Below are 22,574 nucleotides of genomic sequence, written 5' to 3' on the forward strand. Positions count from 1 at the left end.
TGAGTGAACATGCGTAAACCAATCATCGCAGGGAACTGGAAGATGAACAAAACACTTACTGAGACGAAAAGCTTTGTTGATGAAGTAAAAGGACTAATTCCAAGTGCCGACCGCGTGGATTCAGTCGTCTGTGCTCCAGCTCTTTTCCTTGATTATCTAACGGATGAGCTTAAAGACAATGCGCTAATGACTGGTGCACAAAATATGCACTTTGAGGAAAATGGGGCTTTCACAGGTGAAATCAGCCCTGTTGCACTTAATGATCTTGGCGTAGAATATGTCATCCTTGGTCACTCTGAACGTCGTGAGCTATTCGGTGAAACGGACGAAATCGTTAACCAAAAAGCACATTCAGCGTTCAAACATAACATCACACCGATCATTTGTGTTGGGGAATCACTAGAACAGCGTGAAAGCAACGAAATGGAAGCGGTAGTGAAAGTACAGGTACAAAAAGCGATTTCAGGCCTTACGAATGAGCAGGTCGCTCAGTCTGTTATTGCATATGAACCTATCTGGGCAATTGGAACAGGTAAAACTGCTACAAGTGAGCAAGCGAATGAGGCATGTGCATTTATTCGTAACGTCCTTAAAGAAGAAACATCTGAAGAGACTGCAAATGCTGTTCGAATTCAGTATGGTGGCAGTGTGAAACCTGCTAATATCGATGAACTTATGAGTCAATCTGACATCGACGGTGCTCTAGTTGGGGGCGCTAGTCTAGATGCGAAATCTTTCCTACAGCTTTTGGAGGCTGGTCAGAATGCCTAAGAAACCAAATGCTCTCATTATTCTCGATGGCTTTGGCCTAAGAGATGAAGAGAAAGGAAATGCAGTAGCAAAGGCGAATAAGCCGAATTTTGACCGCTATTGGAATCAGTTCCCACACGCAACTCTTGAAGCTTCAGGGGAAGCTGTTGGTCTTCCAGAAGGACAGATGGGGAATTCTGAGGTTGGGCACTTGAATATTGGTGCTGGCCGTATCGTTTATCAAAGTTTGACTAGAGTCAACCTTGCTATCAAAGAAGGCGATTTTTACGAGAACCAAACATTTATTGATGCGATGGATCACGCGAAGGAAAAAGGAACAAGCCTACACTTGTTCGGACTTCTTTCAGACGGTGGAATCCACAGTCATATCAAACATCTTTTTGCTCTACTTGAGCTCGCAGCTAAGAAAGATGTTAAGAATGTGTATGTTCACGGCTTTCTAGATGGAAGAGATGTTGGTCAGCAATCTGCTAAGACTTACATCAAACAGCTCCAGGACAAAATGGACGACCTTGGAGTAGGCCGCCTTGCAACAATTTCAGGCCGTTATTATTCAATGGATCGTGACAAGCGTTGGGATCGTGTGGAGAAATCTTACCAGGCGCTTGCTTATGGTGAAGGTCCTTCATACAAAGACCCATTTGAAGTTATCGATGATAACTATAAGAATGAAATCTATGATGAGTTCGTTCTTCCTTCAGTACTAACTGAAGAAGACGGCTCTCCAATTGCGACGGTAGATAGCGAAGATGCAGTCATCTTCTTTAACTTCCGTCCCGACCGAGCAATTCAGATTTCACAAGTCTTTACAAATGAAGATTTCCGAGGATTTGACCGTGGCGAAAATCGTCCAAAAGACATTCACTTCGTCTCATTGACACACTTCAGTGAAACAGTGGGTGCAGACGTTGCTTTCAAACCAGTCAACCTTGATAACACCCTTGGTGAGGTACTTTCTCAACAAGATTATACTCAGCTTCGTATTGCTGAAACTGAAAAATACCCTCATGTAACGTTCTTCTTTAGTGGTGGACGTGAAGAGGAATTCCCAGGGGAAGAACGTATTTTGATCGACTCCCCTAAGGTTGCAACTTATGATTTACAGCCGGAGATGAGTGCTTATGAAGTAACGGACGCGTTACTGAAAGAACTTGATGCGGATAAACATGATGCAATCATATTGAACTTTGCTAACCCAGACATGGTGGGGCATTCCGGAATGCTCGAACCTACAGTCAAAGCCATTGAAGCTGTTGACGAATGTCTAGGTAAGATCGTTGATAAAATTCAAGAAAAAGGCGGAAATGCTATCATTACCGCTGATCACGGGAACTCTGATGAAGTGACAACACTCGATGGTGATGCAATGACCGCTCATACAACGAGTCCCGTACCTGTTATTGTGACAAAAGAAGGAGCAGAACTTCGTACAGATGGTATTCTTGCGGACCTATCTCCGACTCTTCTTGAACTACTAGGTGGAAATCAACCTAAAGAAATGACAGGAAAATCGTTAATTAAGTAACCTAAATTAAAAGGAGATGACATTATGCCAATCATTACTGACGTTTATGCACGCGAAGTCCTTGACTCCCGCGGCAATCCAACAGTTGAAGTAGAAGTATTTACAGATGCGGGCGTTAAAGCACGCGCTATGGTACCTTCTGGCGCATCCACTGGCGAATACGAAGCAGTAGAGCTTCGTGATGGCGACAAAGGCCGTTACCTAGGTAAAGGTGTAGAGAAAGCTGTAGCTAACATTAACGAAACAATCGCTCCTGAACTAGTAGGCATGAGCATTTATGACCAACTAGGAATCGACAACATGATGATCGATATGGACGGTACTGACAACAAAGCAAAACTAGGGGCGAACGCAATCCTTGGCGTATCAATGGCTGTAGCTCGTGCAGCTGCTGAAGAACTTGAATTACCACTTTATGTGTACCTTGGTGGATTCAATGCAAAAACTCTTCCAACACCTATGATGAATATCCTTAACGGTGGCGAGCACGCTGATAACAACGTAGACATCCAAGAATTCATGGTTATGCCTGTTGGAGCACCTTCTTTCAAGGAAGCACTACGTACTGGTGCAGAGATCTTCCACAGCTTGAAAGGTGTTCTTAAAGAAAAAGGACTTAACACTTCTGTTGGTGACGAAGGCGGATTCGCTCCTAACCTTGGTTCAAACGAAGAAGCAATTCAAACGATTATCGAAGCAATCGAAAAAGCTGGCTATAAGCCTGGTGAAGAAGTAATGCTTGCTCTAGACGTAGCATCTTCTGAAATCTACAGCGACGGTAAATACAACCTTGCTGGAGAAGGCGTAGTGAAGACTTCTGACGAAATGATCGAATTCTATAGCCAACTTTGTGAAAAGTACCCAATCATCTCCATCGAAGATGGTCTAGATGAAAACGATTGGGAAGGCTGGGAGAAGCTAACTCAAGCACTTGGTGAGAAAGTTCAGCTTGTAGGTGACGATCTATTCGTTACAAACACAAACAAACTTTCTGAAGGTATCGAGCGCAGCGTTGGTAACTCAATCCTTATCAAAGTGAACCAAATCGGTACACTTACCGAAACATTCGAAGCAATCGAAATGGCGAAACGTGCTGGTTACACAGCTGTTATCTCTCACCGTTCTGGTGAAACTGAAGATACAACGATCGCTGACATCGCTGTTGCGACGAATGCTGGACAAATTAAAACAGGCGCACCGTCTCGCACGGATCGCGTAGCTAAATACAACCAACTTTTACGTATCGAAGATGAGCTAGAGCATCTTGCAGTATATGGTGGTCGTTCAAGCTTCTATAACCTTTCTAATAAGTAAGGTCAGGTAATCCCCCTCATAACCATGAGGGGGTTTTGTTTTAGGCTAGAACGACGTATTCCAAAATTTATTGCTTTTATTGAAATTTTTGTGGTAAATTTATAGTATTGGAAGGTTAATGTCCGGGAGGTGGAATCATGCATCTAGCAGCATCTATTGCGTTAATCATTGTATCGGTCTTACTCATCACTGTAGTATTGCTTCAATCTAGTAAAAGTTCAGGTTTATCCGGAGCGATTACTGGTGGCGCTGAACAGTTATTCGGAAAGCAAAAAGCCCGCGGTTTTGAAGCCGTATTAAATAAAGTGACGGTAGTACTCGCCGTTTTATTCTTTGTTCTTTCTATTTTAGTGGCGTATCTCGTGTAACGCAGGAGGCAGCAAGTGATGAACCACTTGCTGTTTTTTTATTTTTCAAAAGTGATAGATTGTGATACACAAGGCTACAATAGGGTTTTCTACATAATGAATCAGGGTACGAAACTAAAAGGAGCACGTTCCTTTTAGCCTCCCTGACGAAAAAGGTAAAATGCAGATAGAATTTATAATCATTTAAATCAAAGGAAAAGCTACATGATAGGTAGAGTTTTAGAAGGAGGAACACATCATGAAAGTTGTTGCACCAAAGCCGTTTACATTTGAAGGAGGCAATAGGGCGGTATTGATGCTCCATGGTTTTACTGGAAATTCAGCTGATGTTCGTATGATGGGAAGATACTTACAGGAGCAAGGGTATACATGTCACGCTCCACAATATAAAGGGCACGGCGTGCCACCAGAAGAATTAGTACATACGGGTCCTACTGATTGGTGGAAAGACGTAGAAGAAGGGTATAACAAGTTGAAGGAAATGGGATATGAAGAAATCGCCGTTGTAGGATTATCCCTCGGGGGCGTATTTTCCCTTAAGCTCGGCTATACTGTTCCTGTAAAGGGAATCGTACCCATGTGCGCTCCAATGGATATGAAAGATGAAGAGACGATGTTTGAAGGTGTACTCGCATATGCGAGGGAATATAAAAAGTATGAACGTAAATCTCCTGAACAAATTGAAGAAGAAATGGAAGCGTTCAAAGAAACACCTATGAATACTCTCGGCGAACTTCGAGACTTAATCTACGATGTGAGAGAAAACATCGATATGATTTATGCACCTGCATTTGTTGTACAAGCAAGACATGATGAAATGATCAACACAGATAGTGCTAATGTGATTCATAACAACATTGAGTCAGATGAGAAAAGTTTAAAATGGTATGAGAATTCCACACACGCCATTACGCTAGGAAAAGAAAAAGAAGAACTTCATAAAGATGTGCTCGATTTCCTTAACGGACTCGATTGGAAAGAGTAACACGTTAACTTAATTGAAGGAAGGTGAAACGATTTGGCAGAAGAACATGTGCAGAAAATATTGACTTACATGAAAGATGAAGCATATAAACCACTGACAGTAAAAGAACTTGAAGAAGTATTTGGAATTCAAGATTCAAGTGAATTCAAAGATTTCGTTCAAACCCTGAATAAGATGGAAGACGATGGTCTCATCGTAAGAACACGTACGAATCGCTATGGTTTACCTGAAAAAATGAATCTCGTTCGAGGGAAACTCCAAGTGCATGCAAAAGGATTTGCTTTTCTAATTGCTGAAGGTGAAACGGATGAGAAAGATGTCTATATTAATCAGGGCGATTTAAATGGGGCGATGAACGGTGATCGTGTTATCGTACGTTTACATTCCAAGTCGTCTGGTTCCCGTCCAGAAGGCACCGTTATACGCATCATTGAACGTGGGGTTAAGCGAACTGTCGGAACTTACTCTGATAGTAAGCATTTTGGTTTTGTCATAGCGGATGATAAACGAATTCCTCATGATATTTTCATTCCAAAAGGATCCACTGCAGGCGCTGTAGATGGACACAAAGTCGTTGTTGAAATTACGAAGTATCCTGAAGGAAGAATGAGCGCTGAAGGTAAAATCACTGAAATCCTGGGACATAAAAATGACCCTGGTGTTGATATTCTTTCAATCATTCACAAACATGAGCTTCCTGGAGAATTTCCCGATGCTGCAATGGACCAGGCAACAAAAACGCCAGATCAAATCGATGAGAAGGAAATAGAAGGTCGAAGAGACCTTCGTGACGAGACGATCGTTACAATCGATGGCGCAGATGCAAAAGACCTTGATGATGCTGTCAACGTTGAGAAATTATCGAATGGTAACTACAAGCTGGGCGTTCATATCGCAGACGTGACGTACTATGTCACTGAAAACTCGCCAATCGACCAGGAAGCATTGGAAAGAGGGACAAGCGTCTATCTTGTTGACCGCGTTATTCCTATGATTCCACATCGTTTATCAAACGGCATATGTAGTTTGAATCCTAAGGTCGATCGATTGACGATATCATGCGAGATGGAAATTTCGCCTGGTGGTGAAGTGGTTCACCATGAGATCTTCCCAAGTGTGATCAGAACCACAGAAAGAATGACATACAATGATGTACGTAAAATATTAAATCGCGAAGATGATGAAGTGCTTGAGCGCTATAAGTCTCTTGTGCCATTCTTTGATGGTATGGGTGAACTTGCTGAAATCTTACGCAAAAACCGCTTCGAACGAGGCGCAATTGATTTTGATTTCGCTGAAGCTAAAGTTCTTGTTGATGAAGAAGGAAGTCCTGAAGAGATCGTATTGAGAGAACGTTCTGTAGCTGAACGTCTCATCGAAGAATTCATGCTTATTGCAAACGAAACAGTTGCACAGCATTTTCACTGGATGGATATTCCGTTCATGTATCGTATTCACGAAGATCCAGACTCTGAAAAGCTAGATACGTTCTTTGAATTCATCACGAACTTTGGTTATGCTATTCGAGGAAATGCGAATACCGTACACCCACGTGCTCTTCAAGAACTATTAGAAGAAGTGAAAGGTGAACCGGAAGAAGCTGTAATAAGTAAAGTTATGCTAAGGTCTATGCAACAGGCGAAATACTTCCCTGAAAGCCTTGGTCATTTCGGTCTCTCAACTGAGTTCTATACACACTTCACATCTCCTATTCGTCGTTACCCTGACCTGATTGTCCACCGATTGATCCGTACGTACCTTTTTGAAAAGAAGGTAGACAATCAAACTCGCGAAAAGTGGAAAGAAGCTCTAGGAGAAATTGCACAGCACGCTTCTGCAATGGAAAGAAGAGCAGTTGATGCCGAACGTGAGACGGATGATTTGAAAAAAGCGCAGTTTATGGAAGACAAAGTTGGAGAAGAGTTTGAAGGCGTGATCAGCGGAGTTACTAACTTCGGACTGTTTATAGAGCTTCCGAATACCATTGAAGGTCTCGTTCATGTTAGTTATTTAACGGACGATTACTATCATTACGATGAAGGCGCATATGCGATGATCGGTGAACGTACTGGTAACGTATATCGAATCGGCGATGAGATTTCAATTCGCGTCTTGAATGTAAATGTAGATGAACGAGCAATCGACTTTGAAATTGTTGGAATGAAGCCACCTAAGCAACGTCGTCGTAAAGAAAGTCCTAAAGTCATTCAGGGCGGTCAACGTAAAAAGCGTGGTAAGTCCAATAAGACGACTGATGAGGGTGCGAAAAAGCGTAAGTTTACACCACCCAAAAACGGTCAAGGCACTAAGAAATCAAAAAAGAAAAAGCGCAAACCTGGAAAAAAATAAAAGGTACACAGTCACCATATGGTCGGAGTAGGTCATCTTGACTTATTCTGACCATATTGTTATACTGGTTTTTGACGCTTGAGAGGGGGAACAGTCATGCCAAGAGGCGATGGTAATCTTATTGCACAAAATAGGAAAGCAAGACATGATTATTCAGTTATCGAAACATATGAAGCAGGATTAGTTCTACAGGGTACTGAAATCAAATCCCTCAGAGCAAGACGTGTAAACCTGAAAGACTCTCATGCCATCATTCGCAAAGGTGAAATGTTTCTCCTGAATATGCATATCAATGAGTATGAGCAGGGAAATCGTTATAATCACGATCCAACTCGTACACGTAAGCTATTGATGAAGCGTAAAGAGATAGACAAACTCATTGGACTTACGAAAGAACAAGGTTATACAATCATTCCGCTTAAAGTTTATATCAAGAATGGTTATGCAAAAGTACTTCTTGGCTTAGCCAAAGGTAAGAAAAAGTATGATAAGCGCCAGGATCTGAAAGATAAGACGATGAAGCGTGAAGTGGATAAAGCATTAAAAGAGCGTCAACGCATATAATTTCCAGTTGATTGCAAACACTCATATGTTATACTAAAAAGTACCGAAACAATCATATAAGCTTAAGTGCTTCCCGTTTTCGGTTCTCATTTACATGGGGACGTTACGGATTCGACAGGGATAGGTCGAGCTTAAGTCGCGAGTCGAGTTGGCGAGCTACGTCAAAAACGCCACGCCTATAATTGGCAAAGAAAACAACAACTTCGCACTAGCAGCATAAACTGCTTTGCGGTTCCTCCCTCCATCGCCCATGTGGTAGGGTAAGGGACTCAACTTAAGTGGGATACGCCGACGATCCACCGTCTGAGGAAAGTCGGAAGAGATTAATCAGACTAGCTACAAGGAAGCCTGTCGTTAGGCTGAATTGTAGTGAAACGCTAATATAACGACTACACTCGTAGAAGCTTAAGTGCCGATATCTCTGGACGTGGGTTCGACTCCCACCGTCTCCACCAATACATACATTGGTGGTTTTTTTATTGCCAAATTTAATTACTACCTTTTTCAATATGATATTGGTAGAATGAATCTTATCAAGTTAATGGCCGTTTGGACGCGTTCATTATATAAGGAAGTGAACATATTAAAACGACGAGGTTAATTATAATAGCTGCCCTTCTTTTAGTAGGTTCGCTACTATTTTTTGTTCCATCATTTAGAGAAGTCGTATCTATGCTCTTTTCGACCTCAGGTTTGGAAGATCTGAAGGCTTTTATGCTGGGGTTAGGCAATTGGGGACCGATTGTTGCGATCTTCTTAATGGTATTACACAGTATTATCTTCATTCCTTCTGAAATCATTTTGTTTGCAAACGTCTATATATTTGGCCTTACTTTCGGCCTTATCTATACTTGGATCGGCTCGATGTTAGGAGCATATTTATCGTTTTATTTAGCCAGGTTATTTGGCAGACCTCTTGTTTTGAAGGTTATCTCAGATGACAAACTGGCGAAGTTTGATAACTGGTTTAAGAAAAATGGTCTTTTCGGATTGTTTTTATTAAGGCTTGTCCCCTTATTCTCCTTTAATCTACTGAACTATGGCGCTGGATTAATTTCGATTACCCTCTGGCAATTTACTTGGACTACCGCTCTCGGTATCATCCCTCCAATGTTCATTATGGCATGGTTATATATGAATTCGATGCAATCAAGCTTAGGCGTTGCGATTTTGATTGTCGTCGTCGTGCTCTTTATCGTGATTAAAGTATTTAAGGACAAGCTGATTAAAGTAAAATCCAAAGAGATAGAAAGAGATCATGAGACGGACTGACTTAATGTCGAGTTCGTTTTTTTGTATCGTGATAAAATAATGTAAAGAAAGCTGATACTAAAGATAGTCTGATTTCAGATTAAGCAGAAGGAGTTTTAACGTGAATACTGATGCAGAACAAACGAAACAAATCAGTAAGGTTTTAGCATACATAGAAGACAATTTAACAGAATCATTACAGCTAAATGACCTTGCTCAAGTATCGACCTATTCTCCTTACTATTTTCAGCGATTATTTAAAAAGATTATTGGAGAAACACCTGCAAGTTATATCAAAAGACTTCGCTTAGAAATAGCTGCTCATTCTTTAATTTATGAACCTCATCTTTCAATAACAACAGTTGCACATCAGAGCGGTTTTTCGTCATTGTCTTATTTTACTTACTCGTTTCAAGCTTATTTTGAGACGAGTCCTAAGAAATGGCGAGAAGGAGCATACTTAGACCGTTTTGCTAGAGAGTATCAAGATAGCAAGAAATCTAAAACTTTTAACCAAAATATGAAAGATGAAGTTTCTTCTAATGAGTATAATGAGTTTAGTTGGTTAGATCTTTCAGCAGTAAAGACAGTTACCTTTTCGAGTTGTTCTATGGTCAAGAGGTATAATGTTGGACCTTATACAAAAGGAATTCAAGAAGTTTGGGGCCAGTTGTTTCACTGGGCGAATGCGAGAGGGTACAACGTGGATAAGCTGTTTATGTGCGGAATTCCTAAGAACAATCCATATATTACTCCGCCAGAGAAAAGCTTTTATGAATGCTGTCTAGGGATCGAGTCAGAGGGTGAGAGCGCTGAAGTAACCGGAGAGTTTCAAGGTGGGCTTCATGTGTTATATGAATTTGATGAACCACTTGATTATCAGGAGAGAAGTAAGATCATCGAGTGTTATTCTGAGTTGTATAGTATTTGGTTACCAAAGAGCGGATATAGGTATCTTAGTAATCCGATTGAAATTGTCCAGCTAGAACAAGAAGAGGGATCTTTAAGGGTGAATTGCAAAATTAGGGCTATCGGTTTAGGCATAGAACCGAAATAGTATTGGGGGAATGAATATGTATGGTATAAGTATCATGGCTTTTGTTGCTGGTGGGTTTTTATATATGGTTTATGGTGGTATTTACTACTCTATTTTATTATCAGATAAGAAAAAAAGTGAAAATGAACAATTCCTGCTAAATGAATCGAAAGGTCCATTCAAATACTTCGTTGCAGTTGTCGTTGCATTTATTTCATCACTTATTGTAGCTATATTCGTTCAAATCAGTAGTTCAACAGGAATAATATCAGGGTTAGGAATTGGGCTGCTCATTGGTACTATTATTATGTTGGTGTATCTAAAAAACTACATGTTTGGATTATTGAACAAAAGGGCGTTCTATATTGCTATAGGTGATCACCTTGTAATTTTCACCTTTCTTGGCGCCTTACATGGGCTATTTCAGTAAAAAACCATCAGTTTATAGGTGGTTTTTTTGTTTGAAATGAATTGTTTTTAACCGTAATATTGGAAGCGGAATTTGTGAAAAGTAAAGATGCATTACTCAGCACGTTTTTATCCAAAGAATTTGTGGAATGGATATGAAATACCTACTTAGTAAATGAGGAGTTGAGGAATATGGGTGCGAAAACTGCGCTTGTTACCGGTTCAAATAGAGGAATTGGCTTTGAAATAGCAAGACAGCTTGGGAAGCAAGGTGTCACTGTCATCATGACTGCTAGAGAACAAGAAAAAGGTATAAAAGCAGTGGAGGAACTAAAGCGAGAAGGATTAGATGTTCACTTTCAGGAATTAGACATTACTAGTGACAGTAGTATTAAGCATCTATATAGCGAAATCAACAAAAATTTTCATAAACTAGATATACTCGTAAACAACGCGGGAGTTTTTATTGATAAGAATTTCACAGTATTAGAGGTAGATCGTGATACGGTTTCAAAAACAATGGAAACCAATACATATGGTCCGTTGTTTTTAACGCAGGCATTAATCTCGCTACTAAAAAGTAGTGATGATGCTCGTGTAATCAATGTCTCAAGTGGTCTTGGTTCTGGTAACAGTATCGGAGAATCTCATCCGGCATACTCCCTATCGAAAGCAGCGTTGAATATTGTTACCATTCAACTGGCCGATGCACTTCGGGATAAGGGAATCAACGTGAATGCGATGTGCCCAGGATGGGTTAAAACCGATATGGGTGGAGCAGGAGCAATGAGGTCTGTACAAGATGGTGCGGACACTGCAGTATGGCTTTCCTTAGCTGAGTTAAACACAACAGGGAAGTTCTTTAGAGATCGTAAGGTAATTGATTGGTAAAAAGATATACGATGAAAAGGGACTCTACATGCTAGAGTTCTTTTTTATTGGTTTAGGAGTGACGAGTGGAATCATCTTCAAGAAAGCAACAATCATACGAATGAATCAGGTTACCCTTCACCAAAAAAGGGGAAGTGATGTATAGAAGAAATAACTTATTTGTTGGAGGTGCTTATCTATGAGTAAGAAGGTATTGATTGTTACTGGTGATGCTGTGGAGGCGCTTGAGGTGTATTATCCGTATTATCGTTGTTTAGAGGAAGGTTTTGAAGTGACGATTGCAGCTCCTTCATCGAAGAAACTTCAGACAGTTTCTCATGATTTCACTGGAGAAATGGAGACGTATGTAGAAAAGCCAGCGTATGGAATAGAAGCACATACCTCTTTTAAGGAAATTGATCCAAAAGATTTTGATGGTTTGATTATTCCAGGTGGACGTGCACCTGAGTATATTCGTCTTGATGAGAACTTACCTAGCATCTTGCATCATTTCTTTGATGAAAATAAACCTGTTGGAGCCATATGTCATGCAGCACAAGTGTTGAGTGTGATAGCTGATCGAATGGAAGGAAGAGAGTACACTGCTTATCCAGCATGTAAACCTGATGTAACAGCTTGTGGTGCAACATATAGTGAAGATCAGGTTCATACTCATCGTAACCTTGTTTCAGGTCAGGCGTGGCCCGATTTACCACATTTCATGAAAGAATTTCTAACTTTATTAAGGTAATGCTAAACTCCCTGGTTTTTAGAAACCGGGGAGTTTTTGATTTTACGGATATTTTGTTTGTCCGATAGCTGAAATGACAGATCCTACAGCTTGGATCCAGCTTCCCACTACATTCAAATTCTGTGCTTCCTCACCCCTAAGTTCTTTTGTTCCGGATACAGCTTGAAGTGAATTACCAATAACCTGAAGTAAATTACCATAGATGTTATAAAGTTGTTCTTCGGAAGGTGTTTGTTCGAAGGCATCTCCTAGAGATGCACTCCCTCCAAGTGCTTGAAGCCAGTTTCCGTCAATATTGAGGATTTGGCTGATTCGCGAATTACTGTCTATAAGAATACCGGCAACGACAGTAGAATTACCAACCGCTTGGATTTGGTTTCCGACTTTATTTAAGTTAAATGTTTCAACCGTATCTGCAATTAACGCATTGCCTGTACCTTGCATCACATTTCCTATTAAGTTGAGGGCATTCTTTAGCTCATCGCTCAAAGATTTAAATGGTGTACTACCGGTTGCAGCCAAAATGGTTCCTATCGCTTGGATCCAGGAACCTAATACAGCCTTTGTTTGATTGTCCATTGGAGATCGCCTACTCTATAGTAGTCCTAGGATAGTGTATACAATTTCGCTCTATTTGGTTCGAAAGTTGATTCGTTAACTTACTTTTAAATTTATGTTTGCCTTTTGCTCCGTTTTATATTTCGAGAAAAAGGTAGCGGTTATCGTAAGCGACAATATTCCAAACAATACACACATCAATTGAAGACCAATAAGATCTAACATTAGCCCTGTTAGTAAAAGCACAACTTGAAAGATAATCCGGTCAAGCATATTTCGGAATGAAAAGAACCTTCCGTGATATTCTTTCGGTACTCTCGTTTGAAAGATCGTTGCAGCAGTAGGGAAAAAGCAGCCCACCGAAAATCCAAATATGGCAAATGCAAGCACAGACAGTACGGGAATCCACGCAAAGAAAAGCAAAAGCTGGGACAACCCGATAATGAATGAAAATACGAATAGAATTGTATACGGAGAAAGCTTATGAGCGAATCGTTTAACAGTAAAAGCCCCAATCATAAACGAAATTCCTTCCGTTGTATAAATCCAGCTTTTTATTAATGAGTTGTCTTGTAATTCACTAATGTTGATCACTAACAGGTTGAAGCCCCCGATGAATAATAAAGGTACCATTGTCATAATCAAGGTCATTGTGACGATAGGGAGCTCTTTTACGATAGGGAAAAGGTGTTTAAACCCGCTCTCCCCTTTAGAAAAGGTAGCTTTTGTTTCTTTCTGTTCATCAATCTCTACAAAGAAGGTTAAGATAAACAAAAGTAAATATGCGGCTAACGACATTGTGTACATTGTACTAAGAGACATGATGGCAAGGAAAATCCCTGCAACTGCTGTCCCTAGAATACGTGATAACGTACCCACGTTCATATGCACACCATTCATTTGCAGGAGGTCTTTCTCTTTCACGATAAGCGGAATGGCTGCCTGTAGGGCAGGGAAATAAAAAGCCGCTGCAAGTTGAATCATTACTAAAAATACGACCATCCATAGAACAGATCCGGTTTGAATCGCGATCAACATGAACACAACGCTCAATGAGCGTGCAAATCCAGCAGTGAGCATAACTGTTTTCTTTTTTGCTTGATCCGTTATCCGACCAGCTAAAGGACCAATTGCTACACCCGCTAAAAGACCTGCTGCGAGAATAACAGCTTTCATGAAATCAGATGGAACCTTTTCTTGCATAAATTCAAGGTTTCCGATAATTCCGAGCCATAATCCAAGGCCAGCAACAAATTCTCCTGTAAGAAGAATCCATACATTTTTGTTTCTCCACATAGTTGTTCCCTCAATCTCTTGTTATTTCTCCCATCATATCATGTAAATCAGCGATAATATCACGAAATATGGAGGTTAAATTTGTCTTTTTTGAGGAGAGGAGGAAATGCTTCTAAATGCCTCCAGCATGATACAAATGCTTTAAGCTCATCTTAAACATAAGGAGGTGAGAAGCATGGCATTAGATGTACTCTGTGAAGTTACAAACTGTGTCCATAATCGTGAAGGTAGAAAATGTGGCGCAGAAGAAATCTATGTTGTGAGTCACAAGGGGAACAAAGCAACAAATAGTGAAGAAACAGATTGTAAAACGTTTGAACCTGGTGTGCTTTAAACATCAGAACAAAGCCGGTTCTAGGCGAGAACCGGCTTTTACTAGTTACTTTTCGAACATTGGTCTTCTAAAATGGTTTTCAAGTTCGCATAATCATTCACAACTGAACGTTGTACCATTCGTTTTAACAGCGGCTTTGCGAGTTTGAAAATCCCACCAGGATCGCCTTCAACAAATGCACTTACGAGTGTTCCTCCTTCCGCACGCTCTACAGATCTCGTGACTTTAATCGGAAATGTGCTCCTTATGCTTTGAATTTGTATACATCTGTTTCGTTCAAAGCGGCTAACAACAAAGGATGTGATGATTTTCTTTCCTAAAAATGTTGCAACCTGGTCATATGTCGATCCCTCTCCGAGTGGTCCAGTAGATGTGAACGAGGCTTCAATCATTCCCCCTTGCCAGATGGGATTGTTCTCAAAATTTGAGATATACTCAAAGACAACAGAGGGCTCACAATTAATGACTCTTTCCGATGTGATCTTCATCATTTTTGCTGCTCACTATATGTCTTCCCTTTCTCGACATAGTTCTTTAAAAACGTACCAAGTAATTCTTTCCATCCTCCGTCGTGAGCGGCATGCCACTCAGGATCTAATAAGCCAGATGCATGATGAGATAGGGAGAGGGTCGTTTCTTCACCTTCTTCACCTTCTTCACGAAGCTTGTAGCTATATGCACTGTTAACCGCCCCTTGCATTCCAAGTAAACCATTGAGTCGGATCTCATAAGGTGCGTTTATATACGTGATCGTTCCCCATAGAGCACCAGCCTCACCTGAAGCGCCTCTTTCAAGAAAGCGCCCACCAACTTCTGGTTCAAATGAAAGCGTCGAACCCTCTCCGCATAATCGATAGGCCCACCAAGAATCGATATTTTCTGTAAGTGATTTAAATACCTGTTCGATTGGAGCTTGTATGCGAACTTCTTGTTCAATTTGAAATGAGTCATGCTTGTAACCCTGGTTTTCCATTTCGTTTGTTCCCCTTTCAAGAGTGGATTTTAAGAATAAAAGTGAAGAAGCATGCTTGGATTGATATTTGTTCATCCAACGATCATACATCTGTTGAATCGGAACAGCGTTGAGGTAGTTTACACGAGATCGTCCTTCCCGCCTGACCAAAACCAAATTTGCGTCTTTAAGTTGTGTTAAATGTTTCATGACTGCGTAACGACTGATATCCGTAAATTGATCATCTAAATACCCAGTGGTTTTAGGACCATCTTTCAATAAATCAAGTATTTCTCTTCGTGTAGGGTGAGTTAACGCTTTGAGGGTAACTGTTAACTCATTATCAAGGGTCAAGATAATCCGCCTCCGCATTAATGTGACGTAAAGGTAACATTTATTATGTGACTTAATAGTAACATATTATACATACCGTAGCGATGACATTTATAAGGTATTAAATGGAAAGGTATCGCTTACATGAAAATGTTTCGTAAAAATTCTGATAATGGTTTGCAGAAGCAGCTGAAAACTAGTATTATCAAAGAATATAAATTTTTGAATAAACAAAATTATTAATTTTCGTGTTAGAAGAAAGGGTGAGAGGGATGACAGAAAAAAAAGACTTGCGCATCCGAAGCAAAGTAATCAGTGAGGGCGTCAATAGGGTTCCGAATCGCTCTATGCTTCGAGCAGTTGGCTTTACCGATGAGGATTTCAAAAAGCCTATGATTGGCGTGGCAAGTACATGGAGCGAAGTAACGCCGTGTAATGTACATATCGATCGACTTGCACGCGAAGCGAAAGGTGGAGCCGCTGATAATGGTGGGGCTCCTATGATTTTCAATACCATCACTGTTTCAGATGGCATTGCGATGGGACATGAAGGAATGTTCTACTCCCTTCCGAGTCGAGAAATCATTGCTGATTCTATCGAAACAGTTACAAACGCTGAACGTTTAGACGGTATCGTTGCTATAGGAGGTTGCGATAAAACAACTCCAGGATGTTTGATGGCAATTGGAAGAATGAACATCCCATCGGTTTATGTATATGGTGGAACGATCCAACCAGGTAAACTTAATGGTAACGATATTGATATCGTGTCTTCGTTTGAAGCAGTTGGTCAGTATCGTGAAGGTACAATTAATGAGGAAGAACTTCATAACGTTGAATGTCATGCATGCCCGGGAGCGGGAGCATGTGGTGGGATGTACACAGCAAACACGATGGCATCTGCTGTTGAAGCGCTTGGAATGAGTATTCCAGGATCATCCTCAACTCCTGCTGTGAATGATTATAAGGAGTCAGAATGTCGTCAAGCTGGTGAGATGGTCGTGAACCTTTTAGAAAAGGATATCTACCCACGCGATATCATGACAAAGAAAGCATTTGAAAATGCGATTACCGTTGTGATGGCGCTCGGAGGTTCAACGAATGCTTTTCTACATTTAACAGCTATGGCGCATTCATCTGGCGTCGATCTTTCTCTAGATGATTTTGAAAAAGTCCGTGAACGTGTCCCGCATATTGCTGATATGAAACCAAGCGGTAAATATGTCATGCAAGACCTTTACGAGATTGGTGGCGTACCAGCGGTCATGAAGTTATTGCATGAACATGGTCTTCTGCATGGAGATTGTCTAACAGTCACAGGTAAAACCGTTGCAGAGAACCTTGCTGAGGTGGACTCCCTAACAGAAGGACAAATGGTAATCAAACCGATGAACGATCCGATCAAGCCAAGCGGTCCTCTTGTTGTCCTTCGAGGCAACCTTGCTCCCGAAGGCGCCGTTGCCAAAATGTCTGGTCAGAAAATCAGCCGCTTTGAAGGACCTGCACGTGTATATGATAGTGAAGCGGAAGCGACAACCGCGATCGAAAGTAACGATATAAAAGAGGGCGACGTTCTCGTCATTCGAAATGTTGGACCAAAAGGCGGACCAGGTATGCCTGAGATGCTTTCGATTACAGCTATGATCGTCGGCAAAGGACTTGGCGGCAAAGTAGCCCTCCTAACAGACGGCCGATTCTCCGGTGGCTCACACGGCTTTGTGATCGGTCACGTATCTCCTGAAGCCTTCGTTGGCGGACCGATCGGATTATTGAAAGAGGGCGACACGATTACGATCGATAGCGACACACAGCAGATCAATTTCAATGTGACTGACCTCGAACTGCAAAATCGTAAAGCTGAATGGGTCAGACCAGAATTACGATTCAAAACAGGTATTCTTGGTAAGTATGCGCGTCTCGTATCTTCTTCAGCTAAAGGCGCAGTGACGGATTTAGATATCGAGTAGGGTGATAGTTGCCGGTCTTCCTTTTTGGGAGGCCGGTTTTTGTGTGGGAGGATATTGTGGTGTTGAGGAGAATAGTAGTTAGGTGTTGAATGAAAGGATTGATGTAGACGTGATCGCCAAAAATCGAAATACTCCGCAATACCTCCTCAAGCTAACGGCACTTATGAAACGCCTCCCAGCACATCACCCAATACTTGAAGAAGTCAAAGAACAGGTAGCGATCCATAAAGCTGGATTCAATGGAGAACGAGCGCTAGATTTTCCCCTTAGCTTCGTGAAAAGCAAAGGTCATACCGTCTATCATGATATTCGGATTAACCATAATTCATCTTATTTTCAAATGGATTCATTGGTCGTGACTCCGTATTACTTGCTTTTGATAGAGGTGAAAAACATTTCTGGCACCTTGCTGTTTGACCCGATATTCAATCAACTTATTAGAACTTCAAGAAATAATGATGTCGAAGAAGCATTTCCAGATCCTTTAACACAGGTTAGACGACAGCATCTACAGTTATTAACTTTCCTCCATCAGCACCGTTTTCCAAGTATTCCTATTGAAACCCTTGTTGTCGTGAGCAATCGAAGTACAGTTCTTAAAGCAACGAATGATGTTAAGGAAATAGCAACTCAAGTAATCAAAAGCGACTATTTGCCGACGAAGATAAAAGCATTTGATAACAAGTACCTCGAAGAGAAGTTATCGATGAAGGAAATGCGAAGATTAGGGAGACTGCTCATTAAGCATCACACTCCATTGGACATTGATGTATTGAGAAGGTTTTCACTATCACGATTAGATCTTCTTGAAGGTGTGCATTGTCCGGAATGTCGCTGTCTACCTATGAAGAGGTTGCATGGAAGGTGGATTTGTATGAAGTGCGGAGGAGTATCAAGGGATGCGCATTTAAAAGCTTTAGGTGATTATGCTTTGCTAGTTAGCAATTGGGTTACTAATCAAGAGGTCCGGAGTTTCTTGAAAGTAGAGTCTGCGGATGCTGTTAAGAGATTGTTAGGAGAACTGAATCTTGAGTATGTTGGAGCAAATAAAGCGAGGAAATACAAGCTGGATAATCGAGTGATAAACCGTTTCGCTGATAAATAGAGAATATCGCTGATATAACTAGTGTTTTCGCTGATATATTTAAAATATCGCCGATATATCTTGAATTTCGCTGATATCCCTGAACTTTTCGCCGATATCCGGTCTTCCGGCCCCTGATCCAGCCTCTTTGTCCCCTCATCCCCCTCCCAATCCAGCGCCTCACCACACACCCAAGTCCCCCCACCCCCAAAAACAACAAAAAAGCACCCGCCACTCCCCGTGACAGGCACTCTCCAACTCAACTATTACTTAGCTTTTGCCTTCTCAAAGTTCAAATCCCACGTAATTCCGTATGCATCTTTCACTTTGGCGAACGTTGCGCCCCAAAAGGTATCTTGAAGCTCCATGAAAACAGTTCCTCTTTCTTTCAATCGCTCATACAATTCGTTGATTTCTTTTTCAGTATCAAGTTCGAGTGCAAGAGAGATGTTATTTCCTACAGCTACATTCTGATTGTCGAATGTGTCAGAAGCCATGAAATAAAGGCCGTCGCTTCTAAAGCGAGCGTGCATAATCCGCTCATCCATGCCTGGGGGCGTTTCAAAGTTTGCATCTCCGAATGTTTGGAGATCAGTGATTTCGCCGCCGAAAACTTCCTTATAATAATTCAGTGCTTCTCTTGCTGTACCTTCAAAAGTAAAGTATGGAACTGCTTGTTGCTTCATTAAATACACTCCTTTTTTGTTAGTAGAATGTTTTCATCACCATTATAGTATAGCTTATCTTCACCTCTTAGTCTAGAACGTATGTTCCTTGAATGGCATGCTCGAAAATATAATCATTATCATCAAAAAATGTTTTATTTTGGGAGAGGGAGGGGATTTATCAAATATACGATTTTTACATATTTCGTTAGAGGAGGAGAACCAAGAATGAGTGAGGAACAAAACAATAAGAAAAAGGAACAACTAGAGAAATATAGCACGAACGACGAAGGTAAAATGACGACGAATCAAGGGCAAAAGGTGTCTGAGGACGAATTTTCTTTAAAAGTTGGTGAACGTGGACCAACGTTAATGGAAGATTTTCATTTTAGAGAGAAGATGACGCACTTTGACCACGAGCGAATTCCAGAACGCGCGGTTCATGCAAGAGGCTTCTCAGCTCACGGTGAATTTCAAGTATATGAATCATTAGAAGAGTTAACGGACGCGGAGTTTCTCAAGGATCCATCTAGAACAACGCCTGTTTTTGTTCGTTTTTCTACAGTAGCTGGTTCCAAAGGTTCTTCTGAAACGGTGCGTGACGTAAGAGGATTTGCGACACGTTTTTATACAGACGAAGGCAATTTTGATTTAGTCGGTAACAATATTCCGGTTTTCTTTATCCAAGATGCGATAAAGTTCCCTGACTTAGTTCATGCAGTAAAACCAGAACCACATACAGGAATGCCACAGGCTGCTTCTGCGCATGATACATTCTGGGATTTCATTGCAAATAATCAGGAATCTGCACATATGGCAATGTGGGCGATGTCAGATCGCGCAATTCCAAGAAGTTTCCGCATGATGGAAGGTTTTGGAGTTCATACATTCCGTCTCGTTAATGCAAAAGGAGAAGCTAACTTTGTTAAGTTCCATTGGAAGCCAAAGCTAGGTGTACATTCCCTTGTTTGGGATGAAGCTCAAAAGCTTTCAGGTAAAAATGCTGATTTCCATCGTGCTGATTTACTAGAAGCTATCAATAACGGAGACTATCCAGAATGGGAGCTAGGTCTCCAAGTTATTAACGAAGAAGATGAGTTCAAGTTTGATTTCGATGTTCTTGATCCAACGAAAGTTTGGCCTGAGGAAGAAGTTCCTGTCAAAATTGTTGGTAAGATGGTTCTCAATCGTAACGTAGAAAATGTTTTTGCGGAGAATGAACAGGTTGCATTCCACCCTGGAAATGTCGTGAAGGGAATCGACTTCTCCAATGACCCACTTCTGCAAGGACGTTTGTTCTCTTATACAGATACACAAATTAACCGTTTTGGTAGTGCGAACCACCATGAACTACCGATTAACAAGCCGGTATGTCCGTTCCACAATAACCAGCGTGATGGGTTTATGCGTCAAACGATCAATAAAGGTCAGGTAAGCTATCATAAAAATTCCTTAGCAGATAATCAGCCTGAACCAGCAACAGAAGAAGAAGGTGGATACGTTCATTACCAAGAAAAAGTAGAGGGGCATAAAATTCGTGCTCGTAGTGAGAGCTTTAAAGATCATTTCTCTCAAGCTACACTATTCTGGAACAGTATGAGTGATGTAGAGAAAGATCATATCACGAATGCATTTAGCTTTGAGTTAGGAAAAGTTGAAAGTAAATCTGTTCAACAGCAAGTCGTTGATATGCTAGCAAATGTAAACCTAGACCTTTCCTCATCAGTTGCTGATAACATTGGAGCGAAAGCACCTAAAGAGGGTGGATCTGAAGTTACAAAAACCTCTCCGGCTCTAAGCCAAATCAATACGAAGTTCAAGCCTGAGACTCGTAAAGTCGGTGTCATCATAGATGATGGCTTTCATGGTAAGGAACTCATCGCTGTACTAGATGAACTGAAGGAACAAGGTATTATGCCTGAGCTAATCAGTGATAAGCTTGGTGTTAAGAAAGGGAATGACGGCGCAGAAGCTGAGGTCGATCATACCTTCTTAACGAGTGAATCGGTTCTCTTTGACGCAATTTATGCAGTCGGCGGAGATAATGAAAACAAAGGGTTTTATCAATCCGCGAACTACTTTATAAACGAAGCCTTTTCTCATTTCAAACCAATCGGTGGTACACACGAAGGTGCGAAGTGGTTAGAAAATAATAATATGAAGGGTAGCGCAGGAGTTGTTACTGGTGATAACCCAGAAGATTTTGCAAAAGAATTTGCGAATGCAATTGCGAAACACCGTCACTGGGATCGAGAATTGGTTTAAGTTCTTGATTATATATAAACGAAGCGATCACCTCAGGTGATCGCTTCGTTTTAGTGTCTATAGGAATCAGAAAACCGCTAAGGATTGTCCTTAACGGTTTCGTGTGGTATTAAACGTTTATCTTGATTTTTGCGTCTTCTTTTAATTTATCGATGTGTTGCTGAGTTTCCTTTTTCTTCTTTTCGCTTTCTAGACCTTTTTTAATTTGAGGCTTTACTTTTTCAAAAGCAGGCATTTCTTCAGCGCTTCCTTTTTCTTTCGCTTGCTCGTAATATTGCTTCATTTCTTCTTCTGTTACTTCTTCTACTTTGATTTCTTTTTCAACATAAGACGTATATTGAACGTTTTTCGCAATTTCTTTCTTAAGCTCATCTAATGACATACCACTTTCATCAAGAGCAGCTTTGAATTTCTTCTCATCGGCATACTGTTCTTTCAGGCTTGCGAGTTCTTCATCCACTTGTTTTTCAGAAGCTTCATAGCCCTTTTCATTGGCAGCTTGAAGAATTAACTCCTGACCTACCATACTTTCAGCTACTTGTTTTTTGAGTTTCGTTAGCTGTTCTTTAGAAACGTCTTGTCCCATTTGGTGATATTTCAATTGGTTTTGAGTATATAAGGCGTTAAAGTCCTCACCTTTAATTTCTTCACCATTTACTGTGGCAATCACTTTATCTTCTTTTACCTTATCAAGATCAGGTTGGGATTGCTTTGAATCCTCCTTACCTGCTTCAGCTGATTTTTGTTCTGTATCATTTTCGTTATTTTTACTTTCACTTTCTTCATTACCTCCACAAGCTGCAAGAGCAACTAGTAAAAGTCCAGTTATCATTAAATAAGTTAATTTACGCAAGTCACATTCTCCTTTCAAAAGGCTGTACCTATTGTTCCACAAAATTTCTACTTTGAAAACCCCATCAGTAAACTA

Annotated in this window: 22 protein-coding genes and 1 other RNA gene; 17 read left to right on the forward strand and 6 right to left on the reverse strand. The window is 40.8% G+C overall.

Annotated elements, in window-relative coordinates; genetic code table 11:
* The first annotated feature begins 9 nt into the window (after window positions 1–9).
* The 13 genes from tpiA to SJY16_RS03935 all read left to right on the forward strand — a co-directional run bounded on the left by tpiA (window position 10) and on the right by SJY16_RS03935 (window position 12,192).
* Complete coding sequence (gene tpiA / locus SJY16_RS03875; RefSeq protein ID WP_377887764.1) at window positions 10–771, forward strand: triose-phosphate isomerase; 762 nt, start codon at window positions 10–12, stop codon at window positions 769–771.
* On the forward strand, window positions 764–2,296 hold the full coding sequence (gene gpmI / locus SJY16_RS03880; RefSeq protein WP_377887765.1) for a 2,3-bisphosphoglycerate-independent phosphoglycerate mutase: 1,533 nt from the start codon (window positions 764–766) through the stop codon (window positions 2,294–2,296). The genes tpiA and gpmI overlap by 8 nt, the downstream gene beginning before the upstream one ends.
* A 24-nt stretch (window positions 2,297–2,320) precedes the next feature.
* A complete protein-coding gene (gene eno, locus SJY16_RS03885) occupies window positions 2,321–3,610 on the forward strand; it encodes a phosphopyruvate hydratase (RefSeq protein WP_377887766.1) in 1,290 nt (429 codons plus the stop codon).
* Window positions 3,611–3,747: 137 nt separating this feature from the next.
* A complete protein-coding gene (secG, locus tag SJY16_RS03890) occupies window positions 3,748–3,978 on the forward strand; it encodes a preprotein translocase subunit SecG (RefSeq protein WP_377887768.1) in 231 nt (76 codons plus the stop codon).
* 235 nt (window positions 3,979–4,213) lie between these two features.
* Window positions 4,214–4,963 carry an alpha/beta hydrolase gene (locus SJY16_RS03895; protein ID WP_377892050.1) on the forward strand — a complete coding sequence of 250 codons (750 nt, stop codon included), beginning with the start codon at window positions 4,214–4,216 and terminating at the stop codon, window positions 4,961–4,963.
* A 69-nt stretch (window positions 4,964–5,032) separates the two neighbouring features.
* On the forward strand, window positions 5,033–7,312 hold the full coding sequence (rnr, locus tag SJY16_RS03900) for a ribonuclease R (protein WP_377892051.1): 2,280 nt from the start codon (window positions 5,033–5,035) through the stop codon (window positions 7,310–7,312).
* Between the two features lie 96 nt (window positions 7,313–7,408).
* On the forward strand, window positions 7,409–7,876 hold the full coding sequence (gene smpB, locus SJY16_RS03905; RefSeq protein WP_377887770.1) for an SsrA-binding protein SmpB: 468 nt from the start codon (window positions 7,409–7,411) through the stop codon (window positions 7,874–7,876).
* A gap of 96 nt (window positions 7,877–7,972) precedes the next feature.
* Window positions 7,973–8,331, forward strand: a transfer-messenger RNA (tmRNA) gene (gene ssrA, locus SJY16_RS03910).
* Between the two features lie 217 nt (window positions 8,332–8,548).
* Window positions 8,549–9,148: a TVP38/TMEM64 family protein gene (locus tag SJY16_RS03915; RefSeq protein ID WP_377887771.1), complete on the forward strand. Its 600-nt coding sequence runs from the start codon at window positions 8,549–8,551 to the stop codon at window positions 9,146–9,148.
* Between the two features lie 100 nt (window positions 9,149–9,248).
* On the forward strand, window positions 9,249–10,184 hold the full coding sequence (locus tag SJY16_RS03920) for an AraC family transcriptional regulator (protein WP_377887772.1): 936 nt from the start codon (window positions 9,249–9,251) through the stop codon (window positions 10,182–10,184).
* A gap of 16 nt (window positions 10,185–10,200) precedes the next feature.
* A complete protein-coding gene (locus SJY16_RS03925; RefSeq protein WP_377887774.1) occupies window positions 10,201–10,593 on the forward strand; it encodes a DUF1761 domain-containing protein in 393 nt (130 codons plus the stop codon).
* Between the two features lie 170 nt (window positions 10,594–10,763).
* The gene (locus SJY16_RS03930; protein WP_377887775.1) at window positions 10,764–11,462 is read left to right on the forward strand and encodes an SDR family oxidoreductase; all 699 of its coding nucleotides are present in this window, start codon (window positions 10,764–10,766) and stop codon (window positions 11,460–11,462) included.
* Between the two features lie 178 nt (window positions 11,463–11,640).
* On the forward strand, window positions 11,641–12,192 hold the full coding sequence (locus SJY16_RS03935; RefSeq protein WP_377887776.1) for a DJ-1/PfpI family protein: 552 nt from the start codon (window positions 11,641–11,643) through the stop codon (window positions 12,190–12,192).
* A 42-nt stretch (window positions 12,193–12,234) separates the two neighbouring features.
* On the opposite strand, the gene SJY16_RS03940 is transcribed toward SJY16_RS03935, so the two are convergent.
* Window positions 12,235–12,771, reverse strand: a complete 537-nt coding sequence (locus SJY16_RS03940; RefSeq protein WP_377887777.1) for a DUF6944 family repetitive protein — start codon at window positions 12,769–12,771, stop codon at window positions 12,235–12,237.
* 75 nt (window positions 12,772–12,846) lie between these two features.
* Window positions 12,847–14,046, reverse strand: coding sequence for an MFS transporter (locus tag SJY16_RS03945; RefSeq protein ID WP_377887778.1), 1,200 nt, complete (start codon window positions 14,044–14,046; stop codon window positions 12,847–12,849).
* A gap of 175 nt (window positions 14,047–14,221) precedes the next feature.
* Between SJY16_RS03945 and SJY16_RS03950 the strand changes: the two genes are divergently transcribed.
* Window positions 14,222–14,380, forward strand: coding sequence for a DUF1540 domain-containing protein (locus SJY16_RS03950; RefSeq protein WP_377887779.1), 159 nt, complete (start codon window positions 14,222–14,224; stop codon window positions 14,378–14,380).
* Window positions 14,381–14,421: 41 nt separating this feature from the next.
* Here the strand turns inward: SJY16_RS03950 and SJY16_RS03955 are convergent, their stop codons facing one another.
* Complete coding sequence (locus tag SJY16_RS03955) at window positions 14,422–14,871, reverse strand: SRPBCC family protein (RefSeq protein ID WP_377887780.1); 450 nt, start codon at window positions 14,869–14,871, stop codon at window positions 14,422–14,424.
* A complete protein-coding gene (locus tag SJY16_RS03960) occupies window positions 14,868–15,686 on the reverse strand; it encodes an ArsR/SmtB family transcription factor (RefSeq protein WP_377887781.1) in 819 nt (272 codons plus the stop codon). The genes SJY16_RS03955 and SJY16_RS03960 overlap by 4 nt, the downstream gene beginning before the upstream one ends.
* A gap of 251 nt (window positions 15,687–15,937) precedes the next feature.
* Between SJY16_RS03960 and ilvD the strand changes: the two genes are divergently transcribed.
* Window positions 15,938–17,632: a dihydroxy-acid dehydratase gene (gene ilvD / locus SJY16_RS03965; protein WP_377887782.1), complete on the forward strand. Its 1,695-nt coding sequence runs from the start codon at window positions 15,938–15,940 to the stop codon at window positions 17,630–17,632.
* Between the two features lie 82 nt (window positions 17,633–17,714).
* Window positions 17,715–18,737 (forward strand): nuclease-related domain-containing protein, encoded by a 1,023-nt coding sequence (locus SJY16_RS03970; RefSeq protein WP_377887783.1) that lies wholly within the window; start codon window positions 17,715–17,717, stop codon window positions 18,735–18,737.
* A gap of 245 nt (window positions 18,738–18,982) precedes the next feature.
* Here the strand turns inward: SJY16_RS03970 and SJY16_RS03975 are convergent, their stop codons facing one another.
* A complete protein-coding gene (locus SJY16_RS03975; protein ID WP_377887784.1) occupies window positions 18,983–19,402 on the reverse strand; it encodes a VOC family protein in 420 nt (139 codons plus the stop codon).
* Window positions 19,403–19,609: 207 nt separating this feature from the next.
* On the opposite strand from SJY16_RS03975, the gene SJY16_RS03980 reads away from it, so the two are divergent.
* Window positions 19,610–21,646: a catalase gene (locus SJY16_RS03980; protein WP_377887785.1), complete on the forward strand. Its 2,037-nt coding sequence runs from the start codon at window positions 19,610–19,612 to the stop codon at window positions 21,644–21,646.
* Window positions 21,647–21,755: 109 nt separating this feature from the next.
* On the opposite strand, the gene SJY16_RS03985 is transcribed toward SJY16_RS03980, so the two are convergent.
* The gene (locus SJY16_RS03985; protein WP_377887786.1) at window positions 21,756–22,499 is read right to left on the reverse strand and encodes a SurA N-terminal domain-containing protein; all 744 of its coding nucleotides are present in this window, start codon (window positions 22,497–22,499) and stop codon (window positions 21,756–21,758) included.
* Between the last annotated feature and the right edge of the window lie 75 nt (window positions 22,500–22,574).

It is taken from the genome of Alkalihalobacillus sp. R86527 (assembly GCF_042466185.1).
In the GTDB taxonomy this organism is placed as follows: Bacteria; Bacillota; Bacilli; order Bacillales; family Guptibacillaceae; genus Guptibacillus.

Bases quoted from the DNA above. Each gene is read 5' to 3' on its own strand.
- smpB (WP_377887770.1), top strand. From the start codon at position 7,409: ATGCCAAGAGGCGATGGTAATCTTATTGCACAAAATAGGAAAGCAAGA.
- SJY16_RS03975 (WP_377887784.1), bottom strand. From the start codon at position 19,402: ATGAAGCAACAAGCAGTTCCATACTTTACTTTTGAAGGTACAGCAAGA.
- SJY16_RS03950 (WP_377887779.1), top strand. From the start codon at position 14,222: ATGGCATTAGATGTACTCTGTGAAGTTACAAACTGTGTCCATAATCGT.
- SJY16_RS03930 (WP_377887775.1), top strand. From the start codon at position 10,764: ATGGGTGCGAAAACTGCGCTTGTTACCGGTTCAAATAGAGGAATTGGC.
- tpiA (WP_377887764.1), top strand. From the start codon at position 10: ATGCGTAAACCAATCATCGCAGGGAACTGGAAGATGAACAAAACACTT.
- SJY16_RS03945 (WP_377887778.1), bottom strand. From the start codon at position 14,046: ATGTGGAGAAACAAAAATGTATGGATTCTTCTTACAGGAGAATTTGTT.
- ilvD (WP_377887782.1), top strand. From the start codon at position 15,938: ATGACAGAAAAAAAAGACTTGCGCATCCGAAGCAAAGTAATCAGTGAG.
- SJY16_RS03925 (WP_377887774.1), top strand. From the start codon at position 10,201: ATGTATGGTATAAGTATCATGGCTTTTGTTGCTGGTGGGTTTTTATAT.
- SJY16_RS03955 (WP_377887780.1), bottom strand. From the start codon at position 14,871: ATGATGAAGATCACATCGGAAAGAGTCATTAATTGTGAGCCCTCTGTT.
- gpmI (WP_377887765.1), top strand. From the start codon at position 764: ATGCCTAAGAAACCAAATGCTCTCATTATTCTCGATGGCTTTGGCCTA.
- secG (WP_377887768.1), top strand. From the start codon at position 3,748: ATGCATCTAGCAGCATCTATTGCGTTAATCATTGTATCGGTCTTACTC.
- rnr (WP_377892051.1), top strand. From the start codon at position 5,033: ATGAAAGATGAAGCATATAAACCACTGACAGTAAAAGAACTTGAAGAA.
- SJY16_RS03980 (WP_377887785.1), top strand. From the start codon at position 19,610: ATGAGTGAGGAACAAAACAATAAGAAAAAGGAACAACTAGAGAAATAT.
- SJY16_RS03940 (WP_377887777.1), bottom strand. From the start codon at position 12,771: ATGGACAATCAAACAAAGGCTGTATTAGGTTCCTGGATCCAAGCGATA.
- SJY16_RS03935 (WP_377887776.1), top strand. From the start codon at position 11,641: ATGAGTAAGAAGGTATTGATTGTTACTGGTGATGCTGTGGAGGCGCTT.
- SJY16_RS03915 (WP_377887771.1), top strand. From the start codon at position 8,549: ATGCTCTTTTCGACCTCAGGTTTGGAAGATCTGAAGGCTTTTATGCTG.
- eno (WP_377887766.1), top strand. From the start codon at position 2,321: ATGCCAATCATTACTGACGTTTATGCACGCGAAGTCCTTGACTCCCGC.